The organism is Flavobacterium zepuense (assembly GCF_007097145.1).
GTDB lineage: Bacteria > Bacteroidota > Bacteroidia > Flavobacteriales > Flavobacteriaceae > Flavobacterium > Flavobacterium zepuense.
The window spans coordinates 90899-117521 of sequence record NZ_VJVZ01000010.1 but is presented as its reverse complement, the minus strand read 5'-3'; the positions used below and the strand labels follow the sequence as shown (position 1 = coordinate 117521).

The following is a 26623-nucleotide window of genomic DNA, read 5'->3' as shown; positions in this document are numbered from 1 at the left end:
GTAATTGTGATAATTTTTACACAGTTTCAAAGTAAATTTGCATTTTCAAACTCATATAATGTCCACAAACATACAACAGGAGCCAGAGGTGGTTCTTATAGGCGCCGGTATAATGAGCGCTACATTAGGCATGTTTCTTAAGGAGCTTATGCCTACGGTAAAAATTACTATTTACGAAAGGCTTGATATGGCTGCCGCCGAAAGTTCTGATGCATGGAACAATGCCGGTACAGGGCACTCTGCTTTTTGTGAGCTAAACTATACCCCGCAAAAGCCAGATGGTAGCATAGATGCCTCTAAAGCGGTTAAAATAGCCGAGTGGTTTGAGGTTTCCAAGCAGTTTTGGGCGCACCTTGTAGAGCGTGGGCTTATAAATAACCCGCAGGATTTTGTGCGCAGCATACCGCATATGAGCTTTGTATGGGGCGAGGAAAATGTTGATTACCTTAAAAAAAGGTATGAAGCATTACAGCAGTACCCATTGTTTAAAGGTATGGAGTTTAGCGAAGACCCTAAAACCATAACCGAATGGATGCCTCTTGTAATGAAAGGACGCGATGGTAATACTCCCATTGCTGCTACGAATATGCCAATAGGTACCGATGTGAATTTTGGCGAACTTACCCGCGATATGTTTGCATGGCTTGCCGAGCAGCCTAACGTAACCATACATTTTGGACATGAAATAACCAGCATGCGCCGCTCTTTGAGCGGAAGCAATAAATGGAAATTTAAAATAAAGGACCTTAAAACGGGAGATAAAACCCGTGCCTATGCCGATTTTGTATTTATTGGCGCCGGTGGCGGATCGTTACATTTGCTTGAAAAAGCCGATATCCCGGAAGGGAAAGGTTTTGGCGGTTTCCCGGTAAGTGGGCAATGGCTTAAATGTATTAACGAAGAAGTTATAGAAAAACACAATGCTAAAGTATACGGTAAAGCTTCTGTTGGGGCGCCGCCTATGTCAGTTCCTCACGTAGATACCCGTATGATAAACGGCAAAAAAGAGTTGCTATTTGGTCCGTATGCCGGATTTAGTACCAAGTTCTTAAAACAGGGATCTTATATGGACCTTATCACGTCTATACGTGCCAATAACATAGGCCCGATGCTGGCGGCGGGATATCATAACATACCACTGACTAAGTATTTAATTCAGCAGGTTACGCAATCTAAAGAAGACAGGCTTGATGCGTTAAGGGAATACATCCCTGATGCTAAAATGCAGGACTGGGTGCTGGAAGCAGCAGGGCAGCGTGTACAGGTAATTAAAAAAGATGAAGAAGAAGGTGGTAAATTAGAGTTTGGTACAGAGGTTATTAACAGTGCCGATGGTACACTTGCGGTATTGCTTGGCGCTTCGCCGGGTGCAAGTACGGCGGTATCTATCATGGTTGATATGTTAGCACGTTGTTTCCCTAATAAGATAAACACACCGGAATGGCAGGAGAAGCTTAAGGCTATGATACCATCATATGGTATAGAGCTTAACACAAACCCTGAGCTGCTTGCTAAAGTAAGAGAACATTCCAGCAAAGTGCTTGGCCTTACAACTTTAGAGGCTAAAGCATAATATACAATAAAATAGTTATATATTTAAATCCTTAAAACCCTGAGTGTTTTAAGGATTTTTTATTTTAAACCGTCAATTACCTATGTCCGATAATCTTACTACGTTCAAAAAATTTACCGATGGCGTTGCTGCAAAAGAGCTGGAGCAACTGCTTATAGACAATAACATACAATGCCTTTTGGTAGATAACTCGTCCAGATTAGGGTCGGCATTTTCAGGCGATCTTGAGAAGGAGTATGAGATACAGATACAGCAGGAAGATTTTGAAAGGGCACAGCACTTGCTGGAAGTTCGGGCGGCAAGCCTGATAGACGAGGTGCCGGAGGATTATTACCTGCTGACTTTTACCGATGACGAGTTACAGGATTTGATAGTAAAACGAGACGAATGGGGCGAATTTGATTACATGCTTGCCAAGCATTTACTGGAACAGCGCGGCAAAGCGGTAGATGAAAACCATATACAAAAGCTACAGCAGGAAAGGCTGGCAGAACTTGCTAAGCCCGAGAAAAACCATACCGGGCTTATTATAGCAGGCTATGTTTGTGCTCTTTTAGGAGGGTTGTTTGGTATTACCACAGGTTATGTACTTATGACATCGCAAAAGACGTTGCCTGATGGCACACGGGTACCTACCTATACAAAAGATGACAGGGCACACGGCAGGTTTATATTAATACTCGGGGTTATAGTATTAGTTGTTTTGGTGCTTATTAAATTCAGTAATTCTTTAATGAGAAGTTTGTTGTAGCGTTGCAGTAATTTCCCAAATTTTACCCTGAAAATACTATTGGGCTTTGCTTTTGCGTTAATGAGATATATACCAATAATATATCCCATTATAAACGTATGAAAAGCATTAAATCCTGCATTATTATCGCAGCATTATGCTGCATTGTGCCGGCAATGGCACAACAAAGTTTTGGTTTGGCAAAATACACAGCCATGTGCAGCTATTATGGCGAAACCATAAGTGGCACTGTAGATGCCTACGAAAGCGGCCCTACAGCCGAGAAAGTGGTAAAGAACATTATGTCGGTCATTGGCTTAAAGCCAAATTTTGAATTGCGTGCCAGCAATGTGCCCAATGCTGCTGCGGTTATGATAAAAAGCAAGAGGTATATTTTGTACAATCCTGCTTTTATGGATAAGATAAACAATGCCAGCGGCACCAACTGGGCTGCCATTAGCATATTGGCACACGAAATAGGGCACCACCTAAATGGGCATACGTTAGACAACGTAGGCAGCCGTCCGCAAACCGAACTGGATGCCGATGAATTCTCTGGCTTTGTGCTGCGTAAAATGGGGGCTACCTTAACCGATGCCCAGGCTGTAATGAGCATTATTGCATCGCCTAACGGATCTAAAAGCCACCCGCCTAAAAGGGACCGCCTTGCGTTTATTGCAGCAGGGTGGAACAACGCAGGTGGAAGTACTACCACGGCGGTTGCTTCTGCTACACCATCACCCGTAGTAACTAAACCTTCAATTGTTAGCCATCCTGTAGCTGTTGAAAGGCCTGGTGTTACAAAAACTCCTATGCTACAGCAAAAACAAACGGTGGCTCAAAATTACCCGTCGCGCGTAGCGACTCCTAAACAGCCGCAGCAACGCACAATAGTATCTAATGTAAATGCACAGCCGTTACGTTCGCAGCAGATACAGCAAAGCGCACTTTCTAATAAAAATATAATGTCTGATGCTTACTTTGTATCTAACCCTAAAGGTAAATACTATGTAACGGCAAAGGGCAATTTGGTGTTAGTAGATAACGATAAGGTTTTTCATATTGCCAGCCTCTCAAAATCCGACAGGCAGGGGTATAGCCTTATGTTTTCAGATGATGGTGTTAATACGGTATACGTAGCTTCGGGTGGTACTCTGGTAAACGGTAATGGCACAAAAGTTGGCTTTTTAAAGGCCAGGTAGCGGGGGAAGTATCAGTTAATATAACTTTTCAAGATATAAAATACCACACGTAATCGTGTGGTATTTTTTTTACATAAAGCTTTCTTAAAGCTGTTTATAGTGCAGCGTTATTTTAGCTAAATTGCAGTAAATAAAGTGCCATGCAAAAGAGTATTGTTTGGGAAGGTTTGTACTATACTACCGAAGAGCAATGCTCTATAAACTACCTTGACGGGGCCATTATAGTACGCAGCGAGCTGGAAGGTTGTGCGTTAACTACTCCGGTTTACGTGGAGTATGTCTTACGCCTGGGCGCCAACTGGAAGGTTACCGAACTGGATATCAACATTACTGTAGGGGAAACCAATCATGCTTATTTGCTTTTTAGGGATGCCGATGCCAAATGGACGGATGCTAACGGTACAACTTATACTGAATTTAGCGGCTGCGATTTTATAGACATTTCGCTAACGCCTTTTACCAATTCGCTACCTATAAACGGTTTGCAATGGCATGCGGGAGAAAAGCAGCAGGTTGAAGTGCTGTATATAGACGTGCTGGCAAACCAATTGCGTAAAGATACCCAACATTACACCCGAACCGGGCTAAACAACTATACGTTTGAGAATGATGGCGGAAACTTTATAGCGAATATTATCGTAGATGATGATGGGCTTGTTACCAGTTACCCCGAACTTTTTGAAATGCTAAAACCAATATAACTCTATGGATACTGTACAACAAATTGAAGCGTTAGAAGCAAGGCTTATAGCGGCCATGAAAGCCAGTAATATTCCCGAACTGCACGAGCTACTGGCAGATGGTCTCATTTTTACCAACCAGAACGGGCACCTGGTTAACAAGGCCGATGATATAAATATGCACCAATCCGGTAAACTGGAAATTTACAGCCTTGAGACCAGCGCACAGCTTATCACTCTGTATGATGATGTGGCTGTAGTATCGGTAGTGCAGGATCTGGGAGGCGATTTTGATGGGCATACTTATGCCGGTATATTTAGGTATACTCGTGTATGGAAATTAACCGATGGCAAATGGCAGGTAATTGCCGGGCACGTGAGCCAGATCGTATCGTAAACTTTACGGTTGCGAGATCATCTTTTCGTAAATGGTTACGGCTTCAACGGCTTCTTTAACATCGTGCACACGTAAAATTTTGGCACCTTTCATTAAAGAGATGGTGTTTAAGGCTGTTGTACCGTTAAGCGCCTCTTGCGGGGTATTGCCCAGTAGCTTATATATCATCGATTTACGTGATACACCCGATAACAGGGGTAGCTTGATCATTTGGAAAAGCTCCAGTTTATTCAGTACTTCATAATTCTGCGAAAGCGTTTTGGCAAAGCCAAATCCGGGGTCAATAATAATATCCTCAATACCGTGGCTTCGGGCGGCAGCGATTCTTTCTGAAAAATAGAACAGCATTTCCTGTACAATATCGTCATACTGCGTAAGCTTTACCATAGTTTGCGGATTACCCTGCATGTGCATCATAATGTAAGGCACTTTTAGTCGGCCAACGGTTTGCAGCATTGCATCATCCAGTAGCCCTGCCGCAATATCATTAATTATGGCAGCACCGCTGTTTATGCAGGCTTCGGCAACTTTAGCTCTAAAGGTGTCGATTGAAAGCAACGCCTCGGGAAAATGCTTTAAAATCAGCTCTACAACAGGTACAACACGTTTAACCTCTTCTTCTTCACTAACAAATTCGGCATTCGGCTTGCTGGAATATGCCCCAATATCAATAAAGTCAGTGCCGTCGGCCAGCATTTTCTCTGCCTGATTAAGCAATTGGGCTTCATCGCGGTATTTTCCACCATCAAAAAAAGAATCAGGTGTGCAATTGAGTATCCCCATTACCTTTGGAGCCGATAGGTTGATAAGCCTGCCTTTGCAATTGATCAACATAACTAATAATTAGATGTTAAACCTTTTTTAATCTTTTTTTGAGCTTTAAAATTGGCTTCTCTATCATGTAGTACGATACGAGTGCTATAACAAATACAACTCCTAAGTTTTGAGGGAATTTATTGATCCACAAGTTAGTATTTGTTGTTAGAATCAATTGTTGCCATATGTATAATGAGTAAGACAGGATACCAATTTGTGCAATAAATTTGTAATTAAGGAAATTCGCAACCTTTGATGGTATGTAAATACACCAGAAAAGCAAGAACGTTATACAAATAGCATTAAAAGATTCTCCCAGGACCATTTGGTAAGAGCCCTTAAACTTCATGTTTAATATTGGAGAAACTACGAAAACTAAAATTGCAACAACGGCAACCAGCGCAGTTTTATTAAGGTATTTAAACAGTATCGCCTTAATACGTTCATTTTTTTCTATAAGAGCGCCAAGACACCCAAATAATATGGTATCGCCACCGGTATGCAGCATCATGCCTAACTGCCCTCTGCTATCCGGCATCAGGAAATAAGTAGCTATCCTTACAAGCGGCATAAGTATTACAAGTGCTAATACAACTTTAAGTAGCTTATCACGGTTTATTTTTACGAACATTAAAGGCCATGCAAGGTAAAATTGCTCCTCCATAGATAAAGACCATAAATGCCCAAAGTACCAATAGCCGTTATCCTGCGGGGGGCCGTTAAACATTAAATGCTTATAGTTCCAGCAGTAAAACGCTGCGGCTAAAAATATTCCATAATCGGTAAAGATATCAGGAAAAAAAGTAAATTTTAGGAACAGTATAACCAGTATATAAAGGTAAAACACTGGAAAAATCCTAAAGATCCTTCTCAGGTAAAAATCTTTAATATCAATCCTTCCGGTTTTTTCCCTTTCAACAATTAATAGCTTGGTTATTAGGTATCCGCTTATAACAAAGAATATTTTAACCCCCAGGTTTGCATTGAATATAAATGGAAAAAAATACTCGGTATACTGAACTTTAGGCATTGTGGCCGATGCGTGTCCAAATAACACCATCAAAATTGAGATTGCCCTGATACCGTCTAAACTTTTTATTCTTCCCATTTAGAGTTTTAATTTTTTGCTAAGGTAAATATAATTTTGAATGATGGTTAACCAATAAAATGTAATATTGGAGGAATTTTAATTTTTTTTTGTAGGTATTTTGTATAGCAGTTACACCCTTATTTTTTAAAATGCCCTTTGCTTTAGGGGCGTTTTTTAGTACATTTGAAAAAATTTCATACATAGACACTACTAAATGAGTAATACCTCAAGCCAATACGACAGCGTTATTGCCGGTTGCAGGCAGCTTTACATAAATAAAATGAAAGACTACGGCAGCGCCTGGCGCATATTAAGGCTGCCATCGTTAACCGACCAGATATATATTAAAGCCCAGCGCATACGCAGCCTTCAGGAAAATGAGGTGCGTATGGTAGATGAGGATGAGACCGGCGAGTTCATCGGTATTATTAATTATGCTATAATGGCATTGATACAGCTGGAAAGGGGAGTGGCCGACCAGCCCGACCTTGGTGTAGATGAGGCTACCGCTTTGTATGACGAAAAAGTGCATCTTACCAAAACACTTATGGAGGCTAAAAACCATGATTATGGAGAGGCCTGGCGCGAAATGAGGGTAAGTTCCCTGACCGATCTTATCCTGCAAAAACTGCTTCGCGTAAAGCAAATTGAAGATAATAAAGGCAAAACGCTGGTAAGCGAAGGGATAGATGCCAATTATCAGGACATGCTAAATTATGCCGTTTTTGCCCTTATACTAATGAACAAATTTCAATAATACATGAAAGTACTTACACAGCTGTGCAGGATATTTGTTGGCGTACTATTTATAATATCCGGCCTTATAAAACTTAACGACCCGGTAGGGTTTTCTTTTAAATTACAGGAATATTTTGGTGCCGAGGTGCTTAACCTGGAGTTCCTTATCCCAATGGCATTAGGGCTTGCCGTGGTAATTGTAATTTTTGAGGTACTTGTTGGTGTAATGCTCCTCGTGGGCTTTAAACGCAATTTTACGGTATGGAGCCTTTTGCTCATGATAGCCTTTTTTACGTTCTTAACGTTCTATTCGGCCTACTTTAATAAAGTGACCGATTGCGGCTGTTTTGGTGATGCACTGCACTTAACGCCTTGGCAAAGTTTCACTAAAGATGTTGTACTGCTGGTGCTTATACTGGTGCTTTTCTTTAGCAAGCAACATATAAAACCGCTTTTCCCTAAAACCGTTGTAAATGCAATTGTAGGGTTAAGCCTTGTACTGTCCGGATTTATGGCGTGGTATGTTCTAAATCATTTACCTATTATAGATTTCAGGGCATACAAAGTGGGTACCAACATTCAGCAGGGTATGCAAGTGCCGGAAGGCGCTCCAAAAACCGTTACCGAGATGATCTTTATTTATAAGGTAAATGGTGTTGATAAAGAATTTACAGAGAAAGAGGTAGCAAATGTGCCTGCCGATGCGGTATTTGTAGACCGAAAGGATAAAATAATCTCTCAGGGCTTTGTACCGTCTATACACGATTTTACATTAGAATTTAATGGTAATGACGAAACCGAAGGCATACTGAGCACCCCGAAAATAATACTTGTAATATCTTACGACCTTGAAAAAGCCAGCGATGAAGGCCTTTCTAAAATAGAAGCCTTTAATAAAAAAGCGCAGGCGCAGGGGTATAAGGTTATTGGTGCAACAGCATCGAGCCAGGATATTGTAGAGGCTAAGAAAAAGCAATTTGGCTTAACGCTGGATTACTATTTTTGCGATGCTACCACGCTTAAAACTATCGAAAGGGCTAATCCAAGTATTGTAGTACTAAACAAAGGTACCATTACTCAAAAAGCCCACTGGAACGATATTGATACCGTGGCTTTGCCGTAACCAACTCAAAAAGTAATCATTGTTTAAGTACCTTATTTATAAAACAGGATATGCACTGCTCACGCTTTTTGGTGTGGTTACAGTCATATTCTTTTTATTTACGGTACTGCCAGGCGACCCCGCCCGCATGATGCTGGACCAGAACGAAAATTCGGAACAGTTGGCCATCATCAAAAAGAAATATGGGTTTGATAAGCCGGTCAGCACCCAATACTTTTATTATTTGAATGACCTTTCGCCGGTGTCGTTTCACAGCACGGTGCCTGATGATTACACCTATCTTGCCGAAGGTAAATATACTGGTGCAAAGCTGTTTACTATTGGTACTACCACCACCGTTTTAAAGGCGCCTTATTTAAGGGAAAGCTTTCAGAAAAGTGGTAAAAAAGTAACTCAGGTAATAGGCGATACACTGCCTAATACCGTAGTGCTTGCGTGCTTTGCCATTGTTATCGCCATAATTATTGGTATAGCATTGGGCGTGGTTTCTGCCTTGTATAAAGATACGTGGATAGACCGTACCATTGCTTTGGTAAGTACACTGGGTATGAGCTTGCCGTCGTTTTTTGCGGCCATATTATTTGCATGGGTGTTTGGTTTTTTACTTCATAAATACACCCATCTGGATATGACGGGCAGCCTTTATGAAGTGGACGATTTTGGCGAAGGCTCCCATATTAAATGGAAGAATATTATACTGCCCTCTATAGTACTGGGCATACGCCCGCTTGGAGTGGTAATACAACTTATGCGTAACTCATTGCTGGAGGTTATGGGACAGGATTACATCCGTACTGCCCGTGCCAAGGGTTTAAGCGAACTGAATATCATCCGCAGGCATGCGCTTAAAAATGCGCTAAACCCTGTGGTAACCGCAATATCGGGCTGGTTTGCCAGTATGCTTGCCGGTGCTGTGTTTGTAGAGTATATTTTTGGATGGAACGGACTTGGCAAAGAGGTGGTTGAGGCGTTGAATACGCTTGATCTGCCCGTTATCATGGGGTCGGTACTGGTTATAGCCGCAACCTTTGTGGTTATCAACATACTGGTTGATATTATTTATGCGTGGCTGGACCCAAGGATAAGGCTGGAATAAGTCAGGCTTAACGAAAACGATAGCATAAGATTAACTGATCTAATTATATGAAATATTTAACTTTGGTCAGATAATTGTTACATAGGTTATCGTAAATTTGTTACGCTTTAATTTTATGAAGAAAATGAAAAAAATACTTTTATTGCCCGTATTGCTGTTCGCTATGGCATCATGCACGGCACAGGATAAAACCAGCTTCGGCAAAGAAGCCTTAGAGTCTAAAATGACGGCGCTTGATGGTAAACAAATAGCTTTTAAAGATATACTTGCCAAATACAAAGGCAAAACTGTTGTAATAGATGTGTGGGCATCATGGTGTCCGGATTGTATTAAGGGCATGCCAAAGGTGCACGACCTGCAAAAACAGTTTCCTGATGCGGTATATTTATTCCTTTCGTACGACAGGGTAGACGAGAAATGGAAAGCGGGTATTGAAAAATATGGCGCAAACGGCGAAAATTACCACGTAGGTACCAGTATGAAAGAGGGCGCTTTTGCAGCCGATATTAAGCTGGACTGGATTCCGCGTTACATGGTGGTAGATAAAACAGGCAAAATTGCCTTGTTTAAAGCTATTGAGGCTGATGATGCCAAACTGATAGAGACATTAAAAAACCTAAAATAATGAGAAAAAAAATCGTTGCAGGAAACTGGAAGATGAACAACGACAGCGAGCAAACCGATGCTTTGCTGGAAGATATACTGGCTAAAAAGCCGGAATTTACTAATGCTAAAATTGTGGTTGCCCCAAGTTTTATAAATCTGCAGGCAGCGGTGCAAAAAACGCACGGTACCAATATTATTGTTGCTGCACAAAACATGCACCAGTCAGAAAGCGGCGCTTTTACAGGTGAAGTATCAGTAGGTATGCTAAAAAGCATTAAGGTAAACACCGTTATCTTAGGCCACTCAGAGCGCAGGGCTTACTTTGGCGAAACCAATGCTTTACTTGCACAAAAAGTAGATACTGCCCTTAAACATAACCTCACCATTATTTTTTGCTTTGGCGAAGAACTTGCCGACAGGCAAAGCAGCAACCATTTTAACGTGGTTGAAAGCCAGTTAAGAGAAGGTTTGTTCCACATCAGCGAAAGCGACTGGGCAAGCGTTGTTCTGGCCTATGAGCCGGTATGGGCTATTGGTACAGGCGAAACCGCTTCTCCGGAGCAGGCGCAGGAAATGCACGCATTTATCCGTACATTACTACGTGAAAATGTAGGCGACAAAATTGCGGAGGAAACGTCTATCCTTTACGGTGGCAGCGTTAAGCCGGATAATGCTAAAGAGATCTTCTCTAAGCCTGATGTTGATGGCGGCCTTATAGGCGGTGCATCGCTTAAGGCAAATGATTTCTTAGGAATAGTTGCCGGTATAGAATAGTTATTCTGATACAGATATATGGGAAAGCGGTAAGTAATTACCGCTTTTTTTATGTTTTAACGTTACCTTATCAATAGTTTCTTTCAGGTTGATTTATTGAGCCGTAAATTTGGGTTACAATTTAAAAAGTCAAACAATGGAAGCAATTTATACAACTGCTGCTACGGCAAAAGGCGGCAGGAATGGGCACGTAAGCTCAGATGATGGTATTTTAGACCTGGAAGTGCGCATACCTAAAGAAATGGGCGGCCAGGGCGGTTATACCAATCCTGAGCAGTTATTTGCTGCGGGTTACGCCGCTTGTTTTGAGAGTGCGATTAACCACATAGCACGCGAAAAGAAAATTAAGGTAGAAGAAACTATGGTTACCGCCGAGGTTTCTATCGGCAAGAATGACAAAGGCGGATTTGCCCTTGCTGTAAAGTTGCATGCAAATATTAAAGGCGTTACTGCCGAGGTTGCCGATGAGCTGGTTAAAGCAGCACACGAAACCTGCCCATACAGTAATGCAACGCGCGGCAATATAGATGTTGAGCTAAAAAGCAGTGTAGACTAACATAAAAAGCGGTAATTACTTACCGCTTTTTTAATAGGCTCCCGCTAATTATTTACTTTCTTTAAGTACCATATCTATAGTAATGGCACCGGCAAGTATAACAATTTTGTTGGTATTTTCAGGGTAATCAGGGTTGATGTTTACATTGTATTTATCTGCCGATGTAAAAATCTCTTTTACAGCGCCTGCCCATTTTTTAGTGATGTTGCCAATTTGCACGCCTTTAGAATCAACTATTGTAAAGTTCCATGCTTTCCAGTCGCCTGTAATCTCGGCGATCTGTGTTTCGGTGGCATCAAAAATTATAAAGCGGGGCTTAAACAGTTTAAACTTTTGTTTTATAGTACCAATTACATTTTCCTGCGGGCCTTTAATAACAATTTTAGACATCCAGAATGTCCACCCACGCGATATTGATGCCTGAACTTCATCATCTGTATTTTTAATTTCTAATAAAAATGGCAGCATGGGTTTTTTAAGTACCAGCCTGAGCATTTTTTGGCCGGTGGTAAGCTTTTGCTTTACTGCGCCTACGTGTGTGCCTATATCATTATAAATGTTGTATGTATTTTCAAACTTAAAGAAGTTGACTTTTTCGTCGATAAAGTAACTGTCAGAATCAAAAAAATTAAAAGCCATTGGTTTGGTATTTGCTCTTACTCGTTTGGCTTTTCAGAATTTCGCCCCGTTTTTTGCAGTGGGTTCCGGACTCCACAATTGGTTGGATGTATAGCTTATGTTTTTAAAAGGAACAATAGCAGTAGGAGCGAAGTTACTAAAATATGAATGGTGTTGATAAAGCTGTACGGATATTTTTACATTAAATCTTAAACTAAAAAAGCCACCCGGTCTAATAACAGGATGGCTCTTTCTATTTATAGCAAGATGAAAAACTATAAGTCTAATGTATAGGATAACACTATATTATTGTTTGTGGTTTGTACTCTTGCAGCATCAGTTAAGCCGGGAGTAAATAAGGAAACATCACTTTTGCGCTGGTACCAGCTATAGGCAAGGTCTATCCTTGATCCACCAAAACTGTACCCAACTCCACCTGAATAGCCTGTAAGATCGCCTATTGTCGTGCCGTTTTTATACGGACTTTGAACGTAACGGTAGCCACCCCTAAGGCTAAAAGCTTTAATTCGGTACTCGCCACCCACACGCAGTTCGCCGGCAACGTCTAAAGTGTTGGCTAACTCGGTATTAAGGCCGCTGTATCTGGCGCTACTGTATTTTGTATTACTGTAATCTTTGATAGAGTAATCTACGCTTAGCAAGGCATTTTTGCCAAATACGTAAGCTGCGCTGCCCGTCCATTTACCCGGTGTTTTAATTGTATAGTCATCTGATGTCATAGTAATACCCGGATCGGTATATGTAGTAACGCCACCATTTGTGCTAATAACGCGTTGTGTAATATCATCCTGTAGCCTAAGCCAGGTAGGAGTTTGGTAAGCTAATCCAACCCTTAAGTTTTCGGTAGCTTTTACAATAGCACCAACGTCAAATGATACACCACCGCCATAGGTGTAGCGTTCGGTGTCAAATTGTAACGATTGCAGCTCATCGTTAACGGCATTACCTGTATCTTCGTAAAAACTTGTAGTGTTTATAAGATCGGTAATATGCACGTTAATGTTAGCACCTACAAAAATACGCTGTTTAAGCTGTGCTGCAAAGTTAAGGGCTATTTTACTGTTGTAGCCTGTGGTAGAATTATAGCTGTCCTGAAAGTAGTTGCCGCCTTGTGGTACATTAGAAACATATGATGTATTTGTGCCATCATCTGTAGATGGGTTAAACACAAAGCCATTATATCCTAAATAAGCCTGCTGGTCGAGATAACTAAGATTTTCGTAATTCGCATTATTTAAGGTGCTTAAAGGTATTCCACCTTCGGTGCCTATACCATTTGCGTAGCGTAAAAAGTATTTGTCTATTGAGTTTGTTGGGTTAACACCAGCGGTATAAATGCTGTTATCAAAACTATTGGTGTTTTCATAATCAAAACCAAGAGTAAACTTTTGCATAAATGCGTCTTCCTTAGAGTTGTTAAAAACAAAGACGCCACCAATCTGGTTAAGGTCAAAGCTATTATCATTACGCTTGGTTTGTGTGCCAAAATAGTTAGCCTTATTGTTAACATTATAACTGCTTACTGAAGCCGTACCTGTATTGTAAAGAAAAATAGCCGATCCTGCCGGGTTTATCATCATGGCCGATATATCGCCTCCTATTGCTCCAAAAGCACCCCCCATAGCTCTAAAACGTGCAGTACCGGTAAGGTTATCCATAGAGAATTTTACTGCATCGGCAGCGGTGTTCTGGTCCTGTTGTGCGTAGGTACTTACTGCTGCCAGCAACATGGCAGCGGATACTATATATTTTTTCATAGCTTAGTATTGTATTGAAATAAAAAGTTCCATGCTGTTATTTGTAAATAATAACATGGAACCGTAATGTTTTATCCTCTGCGGCCGCCACCGCCACCGCCTGAACGTCCACCTCCGCCACCGCCTCCAAAGCTTCCTCCGCCAGAACGGCCTCCGCCAAAGCTACCTCCGCTGCTGCGTGATGGTGTGCTATAACTTGGGCTACTGCTGCGTGATGGTGCCGAAGGTGTATAGCTGCGTGATGGGCTATTGTTGTAGTTTCTTGATGAGTTATTAAAACTGCTCCTTGTAGGAGTGTTGCCATTGTATCGTGTACTGCCGTTGCCGTTTGCACTTCTTACAGTGTTTACATTGCGGCTGTTATTTGTAAAACTCCTTGTAACGGCCCTGCCATTGCTAATTTGCCTTCCATTATTATATGTAGTTGCGCGCCTTCCATTGCTGTAAGCATCATTACGCCTTCCGTTAGGATTAGCATATCTTCCGGCATTATAGTAAGAGTTAGATCTTCCACCGTTGCCATTATAATAAGCAGTGCTTCTGCCGTAGTTGTTACCATAGTGGTAGTGATTATTACCGTAGTAGCCACCATAATAGCCGCCCCAACCACCGTAATATGGATAACCCCAGCCACCCCAGCCGTAACCACCCCAGCCCCATCCTAAACTAAGGCCCCAGCCTCCGCCGTAACCCCAGCCTCCATAATACGGGTAGCCCCAGCCTCCGCCATAACCACCCCAGCCTCCGTAACCGTAGCCACCATATCCGCCGCCGTATACATTTACGGTAACATCATCGGTATCCTGGCCCCAGCCGCCGTATGAGGTAACGCCCTGCCTTTGTGTATCGGTTGCAATACTATCGTTAGAGGTATATCCTTCAACATCGGTAAAAACTGGGTATTCGTCTTGCAGAGAGTTAAAATAAGTTCCGTAACCGTTGGCATTTTGCCCAGTTACTTCGCCATCATTATATTGTTGTACCGTACCATCGTTATAATTATAAACGGGCTGGTTATTAGCATCGCGCGGCACATTGCCGTATATTCCGTCAGAGTCGTTAGCCGACGTGTTTTGGTAGGAGCTGCACGAAGCTGCTACCGCGCCAAACAATCCCATTAGCGAAAAGAGGGAGAACCGGCGTATATTGAAGTAATCAGTTTTCATATCTCTGCATTTTTTTTATTGTTGAACATACAAAAATAGTTAGTTTTGCTAAACTATTTATACAAATAAAGTTAAACAATTTTTGTGCCAAATTAATTATAATGAGTAAGAATTTAACGAAACGGTCAGAAGATTATTCCAAATGGTATAATGAGCTGGTTGTAAAGGCAGACCTTGCTGAAAATTCAGCAGTTAGGGGATGTATGGTAATAAAACCATACGGCTATGCGATCTGGGAAAAGATGCAGGCAGAATTAGACAGGATGTTTAAAGAAACAGGCCATCAAAATGCTTATTTCCCGCTGTTTATACCCAAATCGTTCTTTAGCAAAGAAGCCAGCCATGTAGATGGCTTTGCTAAAGAGTGTGCCGTAGTTACTCATTACAGGCTGCGCACCGCCGCCGATGGCAAAACCATTGAGGTTGACCCGGATGCAAAGCTGGAGGAAGAGCTTATTGTGCGCCCAACATCTGAAACTATTATATGGAATACCTATAAAGGCTGGATACAAAGCTACCGCGACCTGCCGTTGCTTATTAACCAGTGGGCTAACGTAGTGCGCTGGGAAATGCGTACCAGGCTGTTTTTGCGTACTGCCGAATTTTTATGGCAGGAAGGCCATACTGCGCACGCAACACAGGCCGAAGCGATTACTGAAGCTGAACAAATGATGAACGTGTATGCCGAGTTTGCCGAAAACTTTATGGCCATACCCGTTATAAAAGGTATTAAGACCGAGAACGAGCGTTTTGCCGGTGCGGTAGAAACGTATTGTATTGAAGCTTTAATGCAGGACGGTAAAGCCCTGCAGGCGGGTACATCGCACTTTTTGGGTCAGAATTTTGCCAAGGCGTTTGATGTTAAGTTCGCCAATAAAGAAGGCAAGCAGGATTATGTTTGGGCAACCTCATGGGGTGTTTCTACCCGACTGATGGGTGCACTGGTAATGACGCACAGCGATGATAACGGCCTTGTACTGCCGCCTAACCTGGCGCCGATACAGGTAGTTATTGTGCCTATTTATAAAGGCGATGAGCAGTTTGAAGCCATATCGGTAGAAGCAAAGCAGCTAATGGCCCGTTTAAGAAAGCTGGGTATAAGCGTTAAGTATGATGACAGGGATACCCACAAACCGGGATTTAAGTTTAACGAATACGAACTAAAAGGCGTACCGGTACGCGTGGCTATAGGGCCAAACGACCTTGCTAACGGTACTTTTGAGGTAGCCAGGCGCGATACCCTTACCAAAGAAACTGTTATTAGTGCCGACATTGTAAGCTACATTCAGGATTTGCTCGAAGAAATTCAGGTAAGTTTGTTTAATAAGGCGCTCGATTTTAGAAATTCGCATATTACAGAGGTAAATACCTTTGAAGAATTTAAAGATGTTTTAGAGAATAAAACAGGCTTTATATCAGCCCATTGGGATGGTACAACAGCCACCGAAGAGAAGATTAAAGAGCTTACAAAAGCAACCATAAGGTGCATAGCTTTAGACAGGGCAGAAGAGGCCGGAACCTGTGTATTTACTGGTGCTCCAAGCCAGGGCAGGGTACTGTTTGCTAAGGCATATTAAATTTTTTTGAAATATTTTGTTTGGGCTATTGCAGAAGTAAAAAACAGTTGTATATTTGCATCCGCATTAGAGAAGCAAAATGGCCCGTTCGTCTATCGGTTAGGACGCCAGGTTTTCATCCTGGTAAGGGGGGTTCGATTCCCCCACGGGCTACAATAAGCAGGAATGGTAATTCCGGTTACTGCACAAAAGAGCAATCGGTCCGTTCGTCTAGGGGTTAGGACGCCAGGTTTTCATCCTGGTAACAGGGGTTCGATTCCCCTACGGACTACAATTAAAACATTAACAAAGTATTTAAGTTAAGAAAAAATGGCAAATCACAAGTCAGCTTTAAAAAGAATAAGGACAAGCGAAAAGAAAAGGGTTTTAAACAGATACCAACATAAAACTACCCGTAATGCAATTAAAGCTATACGTGTGGCTACTGTTAAATCTGAAGCTTCAGAGAAATTATCTTCTGTGATTTCTATGATCGATAAATTAGCTAAGAAAAACATCATCCATGCTAATAAAGCTTCAAACCTTAAATCTAAACTTACAAGGCACGTAGCATCTCTTAACTAATACTAAGAGGTACACGAAGTACAATAGTTAAAGCTCCCACATTGGGAGCTTTTTTTTTATATTAGTATTGTAAATTAATGCATCGATAATAGAATTTTATATCTATCATAATTAACTCTCCTAATCCACAAGATTGTATTGGTATTAATATCAAGATAATAAGGAAGCATTTACTATTAGTAAATATCATTAATCTTTGTTGATAAGGTTATGTTTTGGTTGATAAGTTTTTTCTAATCAACTTATTGATATTTATATATTTGTATTATGTTCGGGTTAATCGAACAATAGATATTTGACTATTTAAATACATAATGAGCAAATCCTCTAAGTGGATTAGAAAGTTAGGGAGTTATCTTCCAACGAAGAAACAAATTAATTACTTCTTAAAGATTATTCAAATACTCAAATTTTTCGAAGATTTTTAAAAATAGAGTCCCTTGGATGGGGCTTTTTATTTATAAAATCTGATATATTAGGTTGATCTATACTTGAGATTTCATTTGATACAAATATTCTGAATCAAACCTTCGCTTTTTTCTCTTCTGCGAGCTCTATATCATCAGCATCGGGCTGCATGCTTTCCTGCTCTTCATCGGCTTTAGCCTCATATTGCACGTTTATAAATATCGGAAAATGATCGGAGTCAAAATTATTTAGGCGCCTCATATTTTTCAGCTTAAAATCGGTCGAAATAAATGCGTGGTCGAGCGGAAAGCGCATAAAAGGGTAGTGTGCGTTAAACGAGTTGTAAAAGCCACGGCCACGTCGCGGGTCGAGCAGTCCGCTCATTTTAAGGAACAGTTCTGTAGTGTAGCTCCAGGCCACATCGTTTAGGTCGCCAATAACAATAACCGGCAGGCTGTTTTCTTTAGCCAGATCGGCAACCAGCAGCAACTCTTTATCGCGTTCGGTGCTTCGTGGGTTCTCGTTAGGCACAGGCGGTGTAGGATGCACGGCATACAATTGTACCTGCTGCCCGTTCTTTAAGATCACTTTAGTGTGGATGGACGGTATATCGGCTTCCACCATAAACTTAATTTCGGCATCCTGCAACTCAAGCTTAGAGTACAGCAGCATGCCGTAGGTGTTATCTATAGGCGCTTTAACGCTGTGCAGATAGGTATTGGCAAGTTCGGCAGTTTCTTTATCCCAGCGGTGGCTGGTTTCCAGCAGCAGTACAATATCAGGGTTAGCCTTGCTAATTTCGGCAAGGCAACCTTTGCTGTTGGTATTGTCTTCAAACACATTGGTAATCATAATGCTTAAGCTCTGATCGGGCAAATTAATACTAACCCTCAAAACTTGCTTTTTACCAAATTTTGTAAAAGGTGCTATTATGTAAGCGAGGTATAAAATGTTAGCTGCTATGGCAACGGTAAGTGCCCAATGGAGTACATCATTCTTATCAAAATAATTAATAAGCAGGAACAGGCATACGCACGATGCCGTAAACTTTTGCAGGCGCGGATAATCAAACACCCTAAAAACCCAGTAGTCGTTTTTTATAAAGGGCAGCAAGGTAAAAATAAGCAACAGTATTGCAAATACTATAGTAAAAATAGCCATAATAAGCGGTGCGGATTTACGTGTTAAAAAAACCTGCCTAAAGATACCTGTATTTATGTTGTGCAAAAGTTATAGAACTTATAAATTAATTTAGGACTAGCTTATATTAAAAAGCAGAAAGCAACCGGTTGGTACCGACTGCCTTTCTTTGGAAAAAAATTAAATCACCAATCTATTGCTTTACCAGCTTTTTAGTTTCCGATGCCTCATCCTGAAATTCTGCATGCAGGCCGTAATTAACGGGGAACATGGGCTGAGTGGTGCCCTGTTGGGTTTCGGCATCTGCGTAAGCGTCATTTTCATTATCGGTAGTGGCATAAATGCTGGTGTTATGTTTTACAGGGTTTGTTAGTAAATATTGCCCCATGCCTGTTAGTGTAACACTAAAGAGGATTAAGGCAAACAGCGGCAGTGCATTTTTCTTTTTCATAGCTTTCATAATTTTAAATTATCGTTCAATACTATTTGCTTGGTATTAGGATTTGTAAAAGAGAGTGTTTATAATTCTGTGCATACGTATCGCTTAAAAAGAGGCAGCCGGCAATTACCAGCTGCCCTTTCACCTAATCAATCACCAATTTATTGCTTTACCAGTTTTTTTGTAGCCGATGCACCATCCTGATATTGTATTTGTATAATGTAAAGGCCCGATTGCAATTGCGAAACGTTAAGCGCACCCGATTTAAATTCCGGTTGTGTGTAGGTTTTAATTTGCTGACCTGTAGTGTTATATACATCCATTCTCTCTATGTGTGATACATGATTTGATGTAATGGTAACTATATCCGTAGCAGGGTTAGGAGTAATTAGAACTTGGTTATTTATGGTCTTATCGCTAACTCCAAGTGGTAAAGCGTTATATTCTATAATGTAGTAAAGTACATTGTTCTGTTTGATATCATTCCATTGCCCAGCAAGGCCTAATGGCCAATTTGTTATAGCAAGTCCCAACCCATCTTGTCCGCCAATAGCATTATCATCTGGTTCGTTACCCCAATTAGTATACAAATTGTTTACAGCGTGGCCGGAAGCATCACCTTCCCAAAATTGTACCGAAACCGCATCAAGGTTTCCGTTCCACATCCATGCACCCTCGGTAGAAATATCGTTGCCGCCTATCCAAACATAGGATGCATTACCGCCGTCAGCGGCTTTAGTGTTTTGGATATCAATACCCGCATTAGCTATCTGTGCGTTAATAGCGTTTTGTTCGGCGGCATCGTTAATTTCGGCAAGATAGCCACCGCGCTCTAAGGCACATTGTGCAGCATTAAGCCAGCGTTTTTTCTCTTTTACAATTTCATACTGAGCACCGTTATAGGTAAAGGTGTAAATATTAGATGCAGAAGCACATTGCGCATGGGCTTTACCTGTAAATGCCAACAGCAATAGTGCGGGCAGCAAAAATGTAGTTTTCTTTTTCATGGCTTTTTGTTTTTAGAGGGTTATCAATTATTTATAGTTCAAAACTATACTTTACCACTAAAAACGGGGTTATGAAAAAGCCAAGTTTACTTATGAATTTGAGGGATTGATTGTAATTTAACCATAAGTGTGTAATTGTTGAAGTACTTTATCTAAATTGTATATGATTATTATGTTAAATTCGCTGATTTGATGGGAAGGCTTGTTTTGTGTTTGGCTTTATTACGGTATTGAGTAACATCTCACAATTCTCAATTCTCAATTCTCAATTCTAAAATCTACATTCTTAAATGATTATTGATGATGGTACGGCTCATTCCTTAAAATGGTAAAGGCCCTGTACAACTGCTCAATAAAGAAAAGGCGCACCATTTGATGGGAAAACGTCATGGCAGAAAGCGATATCTTGCCCTGTGCCTTGCTGTAAACGGCATCGCTAAAGCCATAAGGCCCGCCAATAACAAATATCAGCGTTTTAATACCGGAGTTCATCTTTTTTTGAAGCTCGTCTGAAAAGCCTACGCTGCTAAAATTCCTGCCGTTCTCATCAAGTAAAATAAGCTGGTCGGTTGGGGTTAATTTGCTTAGTATTAGTTCGCCTTCCTTTTCTTTTTGCTGTGCCTCGCTAAGGTTCTTTACATTTTTAATGTCGGGTATTATCTCAAGGTCAAACTTAATGTAAAACCATAACCGCTTTTGGTAATCGTCAATCAGGGTTTGCAGCGATTTGTTATCGGTTTTGCCTATGGCGAGCAGTTTGATGTTCATTATTAGGAGTTACAGAGTTAAGAGGGGCAAAGTTACAAAGTTTATAACACAATTACCTGACGTATATGTTGTTTAAGATGGTATCGGCTACATGCTGGCGGTAGTGGGAGTTCTCGTAATAATTGGTGTAATTGTTAGTGATAGTATTTATCCCTGAAAAATCGTAAATGTGGTTACCAAATACCTTTTTTAGATAAGCGATGTCAGCCGGGGCAAGCTTTTTCTGGTCGTAAAGCGGACTAATGATTACTTTATAATAACAATGGTGCTTTTGCAGGATAGCGGCAATTTCTGTCAGCATTTTTTTGTGCGCATCAGTAAGGCAGGTTTTATAAAATCGCTGTTTTGCAGGCCGCTTGTAAAGATTTTCCATGCGCTGCGGGGTATAAAAAGTACCGTTGGTAATTTCCTGTTCTTCGTAGGTATGGCTTACCTCATTAGTTACTGGTTCGTACGCAATTCGCTGTTCAAACAATTCATCCCGCATGTAAGGTTTTATGGTTCCACTTATCTTGTAATCTAAATACGGGTATAAAAATTTATAAGAGTAAAATGCTTTTAAATACGCATAATGAAACACGCCAAAGTTAGAATACCCCATTTGCTGCGGGGCGTTTATAAACAATGTCCCTTCCGATGGTTTATCCTGCACTAACAGGCTATGGTCTATAACGATAAGGGCATTGTTAAGCCTCACATTTTTGGCATCTAAGTACTGAAGCTTTTTACACAGGCCAAAAAGAGACTCCTTAGAAGCATCAAAATGGTAGGGTTTAGCGTTGGCGGGCAGGTGTTTTTTCCATGCTGCTACTGTAAATACCATAGAGCGTGAGCTGCCAAAAACAAAGGAGTTGTAATGTTCCTGCCCGTAGCGGTTATCAAAATTGGTGGTGCTTATGTAGTCTTTGTTAAGCCCTTTGTTGGTTTCCGACCCTGATACAAAATAAGAGTCATAATGCCACACCACCTTAAACGGGTCTACCCACAGGTATACGGCCAGCAGGAGTACTACCGGCGGCAGCGTAAATTTTAGCAGAAGCGTTATAAACTGTTTCATGGCTTAAAACTGAAAGTAAATAAATTGCTCACCTTTACCTCCAAATATTATGATCATTGCAATTAATGCATAGTATAAGCACCATCGTAGTGGCCTTTTAAACCTTTCACCCAAATTTGCAAGCGCATGATGGTTTTCGCGCCCCACCCATTCTATAATAAAAAATACGGCTGCAATTGCCAGTACCAAAAAGGCGAACTTTTTCTCTATAAAATTTGGGGCTGCAAACAGGCTTCGGGAGAACATATGCGAAATGAAATGCCACGCATGCTGCATACTTTCGGCACGGAAAAATATCCACGCAAAGGCCACCAGCATAAAGGTAAGCCCCATGTGCAGTGCTTCTTTAGTAGTGGGAAATAGCCGCCCATGTGCCACCGTAGCCAGATTGGCGCGGTTACGGTTGGTAAGCAGCAGCGGCAAAAAGTACAGGGCATGCAGCAATCCCCAGGCAATAAAGGTAAATTTAGCGCCATGCCAAAAGCCACTGAGTAAAAATACGATGAAAATATTGCGGACTTTCTTTAGCGTACCTACCCGGCTTCCGCCAAGGGGAATGTACACATAATCACGAAACCAAGACGATAATGATATGTGCCAGCGTCGCCAAAATTCTGCAATATCGCGGGAAAAGTAGGGGTAGGCAAAGTTGCGGAGTAAATCGATACCAAAAAGCCGCGCCGTACCCAGTGCAATATCAGAATATCCCGAAAAGTCGCCGTATATCTGGATGGTAAAGAACAGCATGCCCAAAAAGAGGCTGCTGCCGGTAAGGCTGCCATAGTGGTTAAAAATCGTATTAGCATATTCGGCACACAAATCGGCTATTACCACTTTTTTAAAGAGGCCCCATAGTATCTGGCGCAGGCCGTCTTTTGCTTTGTGTAAATTAAAACTGCGCTTTTCTTTAAGTTGCGGCAGCAGGTGGGTAGCGCGCTCTATAGGCCCTGCCACCAATAGCGGAAAAAAGCACACAAAAAGAGCGTACTGCACAAAGTTGCCCTCGGCAGGTATACGGCCTTTGTAAACATCTATAATGTAGGATAGCCCGTGAAAAGTGTAAAATGAAATACCTACCGGCAATATAATGCTCAGGGTGTGGACATTCGCATGTATGCCGATACTGTACAGGGCAGCAGAAAAAGACTCTGCAAAGAAGTTATAGTATTTAAAAATTCCTAAAAAACCAAGGTTGACACCGATGCTTAGCCAAAGCCATGTTTTTTTGGTTTGGTTGCTTTGGCTTGCCGAAATTTGAAGTCCGGCAGCATAATCCAGCAGGGTAGAGAACAGGAGCAGGAAGAGAAAGCGCCAGTCCCAGCAGGCGTAAAAAAAGTAGCTTGCAGCGAGCAGTAAAATGTTTTGCTGCCTAAGGCTTTTGCGCGCCGCAAACCAGTACAGTACAAATACTACGGGTAAAAACAAGGCAAATTGTACTGAGTTGAAGAGCATTTTTATGAGATTCTTAGGGGCTGAGATTCTTAGATACTAAAAAACCTATTGTTTTATTAGAATGATATATTTATCTGATACTTCAGCAAGTTTGGTATAACTGTTCATGGCGTTGCCATAATTTTGTATGGTTATGGTGTCGCCTGTTATCAGCCCGCCAATACCCACAGGTTCTTCCGGAGGCGTGTTTTTTGGCGCTTCATCATTTTCATCGTCACTTATATCACCGTCATATTCATCCCAATGAATGCCTTCCAACATAATAAAATCTTGGTTAGTTGTGGCATCATGGCTTTGGGTAAGCTTGCCCTCTTCCATACGTTCATCGGTAGTAAGGCGGTACGCATAGCCTGTACCGTTTGGCAGGGGCATAATTTTAAGCAGGCAGTGTGCGCCGGCATCGGTATTGGCTGTAATATAAGAGCCTATAAGTTTGTCTTCTTTTTCTGTTTCAGGATTTTGTACTGAATGTGCAGTAACACTTTTGGGCTTATCTGCACACGAAGTCATGATAAATGCTATTATAAAAATATATAAGATATTTTTCATGGCTTAACTTTGCTGCTTTGTTGCTCTGTGACTTTGCTACTTATTAAAGCAATAAATTCATCCTCACTAATAATAGCCACACCCAACTGGTTGGCTTTTTCGAGTTTAGCAGGTCCCATATTATCGCCTGCCACCACGTAATGGGTTTTAGAGGATATAGAACTGCCCACTTTTCCGCCGTTGTCTTCAATGGCTTTTTTAAGCTCGTCGCGCGAGAATTTCTCGAACACGCCCGATACTACAAAGATTTTTCCGGCAAGCTTATCACTTACCGTAGTATCGGCCACAGCCACAGCTTCAAGCTGAACTCCGTAGCCTTTAAGGCGCTCTACTATGTTAATATTTTCTTCATTCTCAAAAAAGCCCAGTACGCTTTGCGCAATGCGTTCGCCAATTTCGTCAACCAAAACCAGATCCATTAACGAGGCTTTCGCCAGATTATCGATGGTTTTGTAATGGCGCGCCAGTTTTTTTGCAACAGTTTCGCCTACATAGCGTATTCCTAAGGCATACAGTACGCGCTCAAACGGAATTTCTTTCGATTTTTCGATGCCATTGATTAGATTTTCAGCGGATTTCTCTGCCATACGCTCAAGCGGAATTACCTGCTCTTTTTTAAGCTCGTATAAGTCGGCATAGTTATGCACCAAGTCAGAGTTATAGAGCAGGGCTACGGTTTCGCCGCCAAGGCCTTCAATATCCATAGCCTTGCGTGAAATATAGTGTTGTATACGCCCAATAATTTGTGGCGGACAGCCATAAAAGTTAGGGCAGTAGTGCTGAGCCTCGCCCTCTTTGCGCTCCAGTTCGGTAAAGCACTCGGGGCATTTATCAATATAAATGGTTGGCATTAAGTCATCGGGGCGTTTGGTAAAATCTACTGCAATGATCTTGGGGATAATCTCGCCGCCTTTTTCAACAAACACCTCATCGCCTTCGCGAACGTCGAGTTTGGCAATCTGGTCGGCGTTATGCAACGATGCACGCTTAACCGTAGTGCCTCCCAGTTGTACCGGTTCTAAATTGGCAACCGGGGTAATAGCGCCCGTACGGCCCACCTGGTAGGTTATTTTATGCAGGCGTGTAGCCACGCGTTCGGCTTTAAATTTATAGGCAATTGCCCAGCGCGGACTCTTGGCGGTATAGCCCAGTTCGTCCTGCTGGTGCAAATCGTTTACTTTAATAACCACGCCGTCAGTTTCATACGGCAGGTCATGGCGGTGGGTATCCCAATGGTCTATAAAGGCAATCACCTCATCCATAGACTGGGCAAGCTTGGCTTGTTTGGGCACTTTAAAGCCCCACTGACGGGCTTTTTCCAATCCGTCGAACTGTGACTTAAACGGCAGGTTATTGCCGATTATAGCGTACAGGAGGCAGTCTAACGGGCGTTTGGCCACTTCGCCACTATCTTGTAGCTTAAGGCTACCCGATGCCGTATTACGCGGGTTGGCATAAGGTGTTTCGCCAATTTCTATAAGTTCCTGGTTCATTTTAGCGAAGCCTTCTAAGGGGAGAATAATCTCGCCCCTGATGTCAAACTTCTCCGGGAAATCACCTTTAAGCCTTAGCGGAACTGCCTTTATGGTCTTTATGTTGGTAGTAACCTCGTCGCCCTGAAAGCCATCACCACGCGTTACGGCTTTGGATAGTCTGCCTTTCTCATAGGTAATGCTTATAGAAGCGCCATCGTACTTAAGCTCGCAGGTATATTGCACATCGACAGTACCCAGGCCTTTGTGTACGCGTTTTTCCCACTCTAAGAGTTCTTCTTTAGAGTAGGAGTTATCCAATGAATACATGCGCTGATCGTGCGCAATGGTGTTGAAATTTTTGGTAATAGCACCGCCCACACGTTGGGTAGGCGAATCTTCATCAAAATATTCGGGGTGTTTGGCTTCAAGCTCCTGTAATTGTTTGAGTTTGATGTCGAAATCAAAATCAGAAATCGTAGGGGCATCAAGTACATAGTAATTGTAGTTGTGCTGGTTAAGCTCTTCGCGCAGCGCCTGAATAGTTTGCTGGGTGTCCATCAAGTTAAAAGTTTGTTTGTCCTGCTAATTTAGCTAACTTTTAAAAACAGGGAAAATGTTTTGAATGATTAGTTGCGGTAGAATGATAAAAGATAGCATATGGCATGGCTAAGCGAATGTATAATAGCAGTAACAGCGTGGGGGAACGTGGAAATATGCGTATCGCCTGACTATACTAAATAAAAAACCCTTCGCATTGCAAAGGGTTTTAAGATGTATGTAATATGATAATTACGATGCAGCTTGCTCAGCAACAATTTCGTAAGGAAGATCTACGATTACTTCCCTGTGTAGCCTGATGCTTGCATTGTATTTACCAGTACGTTTTACGATACCAGAAGTAATGAATTTACGATCGATAGACTGGCCGTTTTTCTCTAAAGCTTCAGCGATATCAGCATTGGTTACAGAACCAAATAGTTTTTCGCCACCTGCTTTAGCAGTAATTTTAATTTCAAGTGCTTTAAGAGCGTCAGCGATAGCTTTAGCATCATTAACTGCTTTTTGTTCTTTAAAAGCCCTTTGTTTAAGGTTTTCAGCTAAAACTTTTTTAGCTGTTGGAGTTGCTAAAGTAGCAAATCCTTGTGGTATAAGGTAGTTACGGCCATAACCGGCTTTAACTGTAACCGTATCGTCTTTAAAACCTAAGTTTTGTACGTCTTGTTTAAGTATAAGTTCCATAATCT

27 protein-coding genes and 2 tRNA genes are annotated in these 26623 nt (G+C 41.6%); 15 read left to right on the top strand and 14 right to left on the bottom strand.

Annotation, left to right across the window (positions count from 1 at the left end; all coding sequences use genetic code 11):
* The first annotated feature begins 58 nt into the window (after window positions 1-58).
* From FMM05_RS15215 to FMM05_RS15195, 5 genes are all read left to right on the top strand, one after another.
* The gene (locus FMM05_RS15215) at window positions 59-1573 is read left to right on the top strand and encodes a malate:quinone oxidoreductase (protein ID WP_143374254.1); all 1515 of its coding nucleotides are present in this window, start codon (window positions 59-61) and stop codon (window positions 1571-1573) included.
* A gap of 82 nt (window positions 1574-1655) precedes the next feature.
* Window positions 1656-2324 carry a putative signal transducing protein gene (locus tag FMM05_RS15210; RefSeq protein WP_143374253.1) on the top strand — a complete coding sequence of 223 codons (669 nt, stop codon included), beginning with the start codon at window positions 1656-1658 and terminating at the stop codon, window positions 2322-2324.
* A gap of 98 nt (window positions 2325-2422) precedes the next feature.
* Window positions 2423-3505 (top strand): M48 family metalloprotease, encoded by a 1083-nt coding sequence (locus tag FMM05_RS15205; RefSeq protein WP_143374252.1) that lies wholly within the window; start codon window positions 2423-2425, stop codon window positions 3503-3505.
* A 140-nt stretch (window positions 3506-3645) separates the two neighbouring features.
* A complete protein-coding gene (locus FMM05_RS15200; protein WP_143374251.1) occupies window positions 3646-4206 on the top strand; it encodes a putative glycolipid-binding domain-containing protein in 561 nt (186 codons plus the stop codon).
* Between the two features lie 4 nt (window positions 4207-4210).
* Window positions 4211-4582, top strand: a complete 372-nt coding sequence (locus FMM05_RS15195) for a nuclear transport factor 2 family protein (protein ID WP_143374250.1) — start codon at window positions 4211-4213, stop codon at window positions 4580-4582.
* A 3-nt stretch (window positions 4583-4585) separates the two neighbouring features.
* On the opposite strand, the gene folP is transcribed toward FMM05_RS15195, so the two are convergent.
* Window positions 4586-5416, bottom strand: a complete 831-nt coding sequence (gene folP / locus FMM05_RS15190) for a dihydropteroate synthase (protein ID WP_143374249.1) — start codon at window positions 5414-5416, stop codon at window positions 4586-4588.
* Between the two features lie 16 nt (window positions 5417-5432).
* On the bottom strand, window positions 5433-6506 hold the full coding sequence (locus FMM05_RS15185; RefSeq protein ID WP_143374248.1) for an acyltransferase family protein: 1074 nt from the start codon (window positions 6504-6506) through the stop codon (window positions 5433-5435).
* A 196-nt stretch (window positions 6507-6702) separates the two neighbouring features.
* Here FMM05_RS15185 and FMM05_RS15180 point away from each other — a divergent pair, with 196 nt between their 5' ends.
* The 6 genes from FMM05_RS15180 (at window position 6703) to FMM05_RS15155 (ending at window position 11381) form a co-directional block, all read left to right on the top strand.
* Entirely contained in the window at window positions 6703-7245 is a 543-nt protein-coding gene (locus tag FMM05_RS15180; RefSeq protein WP_143374247.1) for a DUF1599 domain-containing protein, read from the top strand.
* Window positions 7246-7248: 3 nt separating this feature from the next.
* Window positions 7249-8349: a BT_3928 family protein gene (locus FMM05_RS15175; protein ID WP_143374246.1), complete on the top strand. Its 1101-nt coding sequence runs from the start codon at window positions 7249-7251 to the stop codon at window positions 8347-8349.
* Between the two features lie 19 nt (window positions 8350-8368).
* Window positions 8369-9445: an ABC transporter permease gene (locus FMM05_RS15170; RefSeq protein ID WP_143374245.1), complete on the top strand. Its 1077-nt coding sequence runs from the start codon at window positions 8369-8371 to the stop codon at window positions 9443-9445.
* A gap of 124 nt (window positions 9446-9569) precedes the next feature.
* The gene (locus tag FMM05_RS15165; RefSeq protein ID WP_143374244.1) at window positions 9570-10070 is read left to right on the top strand and encodes a TlpA family protein disulfide reductase; all 501 of its coding nucleotides are present in this window, start codon (window positions 9570-9572) and stop codon (window positions 10068-10070) included.
* Window positions 10070-10825 carry a triose-phosphate isomerase gene (tpiA, locus tag FMM05_RS15160; RefSeq protein ID WP_143374243.1) on the top strand — a complete coding sequence of 252 codons (756 nt, stop codon included), beginning with the start codon at window positions 10070-10072 and terminating at the stop codon, window positions 10823-10825. The genes FMM05_RS15165 and tpiA overlap by 1 nt, the downstream gene beginning before the upstream one ends.
* 136 nt (window positions 10826-10961) lie before the next feature.
* Window positions 10962-11381 carry an organic hydroperoxide resistance protein gene (locus FMM05_RS15155; RefSeq protein ID WP_143374242.1) on the top strand — a complete coding sequence of 140 codons (420 nt, stop codon included), beginning with the start codon at window positions 10962-10964 and terminating at the stop codon, window positions 11379-11381.
* Between the two features lie 48 nt (window positions 11382-11429).
* Here FMM05_RS15155 and FMM05_RS15150 read toward each other — a convergent pair whose 3' ends face one another.
* The 3 genes from FMM05_RS15150 to FMM05_RS21035 all read right to left on the bottom strand — a co-directional run bounded on the left by FMM05_RS15150 (window position 11430) and on the right by FMM05_RS21035 (window position 14943).
* Entirely contained in the window at window positions 11430-12020 is a 591-nt protein-coding gene (locus tag FMM05_RS15150) for an LURP-one-related/scramblase family protein (protein ID WP_143374241.1), read from the bottom strand.
* Between the two features lie 254 nt (window positions 12021-12274).
* Entirely contained in the window at window positions 12275-13777 is a 1503-nt protein-coding gene (locus tag FMM05_RS15145; RefSeq protein WP_143374240.1) for an OmpP1/FadL family transporter, read from the bottom strand.
* Between the two features lie 71 nt (window positions 13778-13848).
* Window positions 13849-14943 (bottom strand): hypothetical protein, encoded by a 1095-nt coding sequence (locus FMM05_RS21035; protein ID WP_185965603.1) that lies wholly within the window; start codon window positions 14941-14943, stop codon window positions 13849-13851.
* 101 nt (window positions 14944-15044) lie between these two features.
* Between FMM05_RS21035 and proS the strand changes: the two genes are divergently transcribed.
* From proS to rpsT, 4 genes are all read left to right on the top strand, one after another.
* A complete protein-coding gene (gene proS / locus FMM05_RS15135) occupies window positions 15045-16520 on the top strand; it encodes a proline--tRNA ligase (protein ID WP_143374239.1) in 1476 nt (491 codons plus the stop codon).
* Window positions 16521-16601: 81 nt separating this feature from the next.
* Window positions 16602-16673, top strand: a tRNA-Glu gene (locus tag FMM05_RS15130).
* 46 nt (window positions 16674-16719) lie between these two features.
* Window positions 16720-16791 (top strand) — tRNA-Glu (locus FMM05_RS15125).
* A 38-nt stretch (window positions 16792-16829) separates the two neighbouring features.
* Complete coding sequence (gene rpsT, locus FMM05_RS15120; protein WP_026993024.1) at window positions 16830-17084, top strand: 30S ribosomal protein S20; 255 nt, start codon at window positions 16830-16832, stop codon at window positions 17082-17084.
* 522 nt (window positions 17085-17606) lie between these two features.
* Here rpsT and FMM05_RS15115 read toward each other — a convergent pair.
* The 9 genes from FMM05_RS15115 to rplI form a co-directional block, all read right to left on the bottom strand.
* Entirely contained in the window at window positions 17607-18653 is a 1047-nt protein-coding gene (locus FMM05_RS15115; RefSeq protein WP_143374238.1) for an endonuclease/exonuclease/phosphatase family protein, read from the bottom strand.
* Between the two features lie 172 nt (window positions 18654-18825).
* Window positions 18826-19083, bottom strand: coding sequence for a hypothetical protein (locus FMM05_RS15110; RefSeq protein ID WP_143374237.1), 258 nt, complete (start codon window positions 19081-19083; stop codon window positions 18826-18828).
* Window positions 19084-19232: 149 nt separating this feature from the next.
* Window positions 19233-20078 carry a T9SS type A sorting domain-containing protein gene (locus FMM05_RS15105; RefSeq protein ID WP_143374236.1) on the bottom strand — a complete coding sequence of 282 codons (846 nt, stop codon included), beginning with the start codon at window positions 20076-20078 and terminating at the stop codon, window positions 19233-19235.
* A gap of 294 nt (window positions 20079-20372) precedes the next feature.
* Window positions 20373-20846, bottom strand: a complete 474-nt coding sequence (rlmH, locus tag FMM05_RS15100) for a 23S rRNA (pseudouridine(1915)-N(3))-methyltransferase RlmH (RefSeq protein ID WP_143374235.1) — start codon at window positions 20844-20846, stop codon at window positions 20373-20375.
* A gap of 52 nt (window positions 20847-20898) precedes the next feature.
* Window positions 20899-21903: a hypothetical protein gene (locus FMM05_RS15095; RefSeq protein ID WP_143374234.1), complete on the bottom strand. Its 1005-nt coding sequence runs from the start codon at window positions 21901-21903 to the stop codon at window positions 20899-20901.
* Between the two features lie 3 nt (window positions 21904-21906).
* The gene (locus tag FMM05_RS15090) at window positions 21907-23355 is read right to left on the bottom strand and encodes an MBOAT family O-acyltransferase (protein WP_143374233.1); all 1449 of its coding nucleotides are present in this window, start codon (window positions 23353-23355) and stop codon (window positions 21907-21909) included.
* Window positions 23356-23400: 45 nt separating this feature from the next.
* Window positions 23401-23904, bottom strand: a complete 504-nt coding sequence (locus tag FMM05_RS15085) for a hypothetical protein (protein ID WP_143374232.1) — start codon at window positions 23902-23904, stop codon at window positions 23401-23403.
* Window positions 23901-25937 (bottom strand): NAD-dependent DNA ligase LigA, encoded by a 2037-nt coding sequence (gene ligA, locus FMM05_RS15080; protein WP_143374231.1) that lies wholly within the window; start codon window positions 25935-25937, stop codon window positions 23901-23903. Before ligA ends, FMM05_RS15085 begins: the two co-directional genes overlap by 4 nt.
* A 231-nt stretch (window positions 25938-26168) precedes the next feature.
* On the bottom strand, window positions 26169-26618 hold the full coding sequence (rplI, locus tag FMM05_RS15075) for a 50S ribosomal protein L9 (RefSeq protein ID WP_143374230.1): 450 nt from the start codon (window positions 26616-26618) through the stop codon (window positions 26169-26171).
* Window positions 26619-26623 lie beyond the last annotated feature (5 nt).

What these genes read in the sequence shown, in the direction of transcription:
- FMM05_RS15115 (WP_143374238.1), bottom strand. Translation starts at nt 18,653, where the DNA reads ATGGCTATTTTTACTATAGTATTTGCAATACTGTTGCTTATTTTTACC.
- folP (WP_143374249.1), bottom strand. Translation starts at nt 5,416, where the DNA reads ATGTTGATCAATTGCAAAGGCAGGCTTATCAACCTATCGGCTCCAAAG.
- FMM05_RS15105 (WP_143374236.1), bottom strand. Translation starts at nt 20,078, where the DNA reads ATGAAAAAGAAAACTACATTTTTGCTGCCCGCACTATTGCTGTTGGCA.
- FMM05_RS15185 (WP_143374248.1), bottom strand. Translation starts at nt 6,506, where the DNA reads ATGGGAAGAATAAAAAGTTTAGACGGTATCAGGGCAATCTCAATTTTG.
- FMM05_RS15095 (WP_143374234.1), bottom strand. Translation starts at nt 21,903, where the DNA reads ATGAAACAGTTTATAACGCTTCTGCTAAAATTTACGCTGCCGCCGGTA.
- FMM05_RS15195 (WP_143374250.1), top strand. Translation starts at nt 4,211, where the DNA reads ATGGATACTGTACAACAAATTGAAGCGTTAGAAGCAAGGCTTATAGCG.
- FMM05_RS15085 (WP_143374232.1), bottom strand. Translation starts at nt 23,904, where the DNA reads ATGAAAAATATCTTATATATTTTTATAATAGCATTTATCATGACTTCG.
- FMM05_RS15180 (WP_143374247.1), top strand. Translation starts at nt 6,703, where the DNA reads ATGAGTAATACCTCAAGCCAATACGACAGCGTTATTGCCGGTTGCAGG.
- rplI (WP_143374230.1), bottom strand. Translation starts at nt 26,618, where the DNA reads ATGGAACTTATACTTAAACAAGACGTACAAAACTTAGGTTTTAAAGAC.
- rlmH (WP_143374235.1), bottom strand. Translation starts at nt 20,846, where the DNA reads ATGAACATCAAACTGCTCGCCATAGGCAAAACCGATAACAAATCGCTG.
- FMM05_RS15110 (WP_143374237.1), bottom strand. Translation starts at nt 19,083, where the DNA reads ATGAAAAAGAAAAATGCACTGCCGCTGTTTGCCTTAATCCTCTTTAGT.
- FMM05_RS15145 (WP_143374240.1), bottom strand. Translation starts at nt 13,777, where the DNA reads ATGAAAAAATATATAGTATCCGCTGCCATGTTGCTGGCAGCAGTAAGT.
- FMM05_RS15155 (WP_143374242.1), top strand. Translation starts at nt 10,962, where the DNA reads ATGGAAGCAATTTATACAACTGCTGCTACGGCAAAAGGCGGCAGGAAT.
- FMM05_RS15200 (WP_143374251.1), top strand. Translation starts at nt 3,646, where the DNA reads ATGCAAAAGAGTATTGTTTGGGAAGGTTTGTACTATACTACCGAAGAG.
- proS (WP_143374239.1), top strand. Translation starts at nt 15,045, where the DNA reads ATGAGTAAGAATTTAACGAAACGGTCAGAAGATTATTCCAAATGGTAT.
- FMM05_RS15175 (WP_143374246.1), top strand. Translation starts at nt 7,249, where the DNA reads ATGAAAGTACTTACACAGCTGTGCAGGATATTTGTTGGCGTACTATTT.
- FMM05_RS15205 (WP_143374252.1), top strand. Translation starts at nt 2,423, where the DNA reads ATGAAAAGCATTAAATCCTGCATTATTATCGCAGCATTATGCTGCATT.
- ligA (WP_143374231.1), bottom strand. Translation starts at nt 25,937, where the DNA reads ATGGACACCCAGCAAACTATTCAGGCGCTGCGCGAAGAGCTTAACCAG.
- FMM05_RS15150 (WP_143374241.1), bottom strand. Translation starts at nt 12,020, where the DNA reads ATGGCTTTTAATTTTTTTGATTCTGACAGTTACTTTATCGACGAAAAA.
- FMM05_RS15165 (WP_143374244.1), top strand. Translation starts at nt 9,570, where the DNA reads ATGAAAAAAATACTTTTATTGCCCGTATTGCTGTTCGCTATGGCATCA.
- FMM05_RS15210 (WP_143374253.1), top strand. Translation starts at nt 1,656, where the DNA reads ATGTCCGATAATCTTACTACGTTCAAAAAATTTACCGATGGCGTTGCT.
- FMM05_RS15215 (WP_143374254.1), top strand. Translation starts at nt 59, where the DNA reads ATGTCCACAAACATACAACAGGAGCCAGAGGTGGTTCTTATAGGCGCC.
- FMM05_RS15090 (WP_143374233.1), bottom strand. Translation starts at nt 23,355, where the DNA reads ATGCTCTTCAACTCAGTACAATTTGCCTTGTTTTTACCCGTAGTATTT.
- rpsT (WP_026993024.1), top strand. Translation starts at nt 16,830, where the DNA reads ATGGCAAATCACAAGTCAGCTTTAAAAAGAATAAGGACAAGCGAAAAG.
- FMM05_RS21035 (WP_185965603.1), bottom strand. Translation starts at nt 14,943, where the DNA reads ATGAAAACTGATTACTTCAATATACGCCGGTTCTCCCTCTTTTCGCTA.
- tpiA (WP_143374243.1), top strand. Translation starts at nt 10,070, where the DNA reads ATGAGAAAAAAAATCGTTGCAGGAAACTGGAAGATGAACAACGACAGC.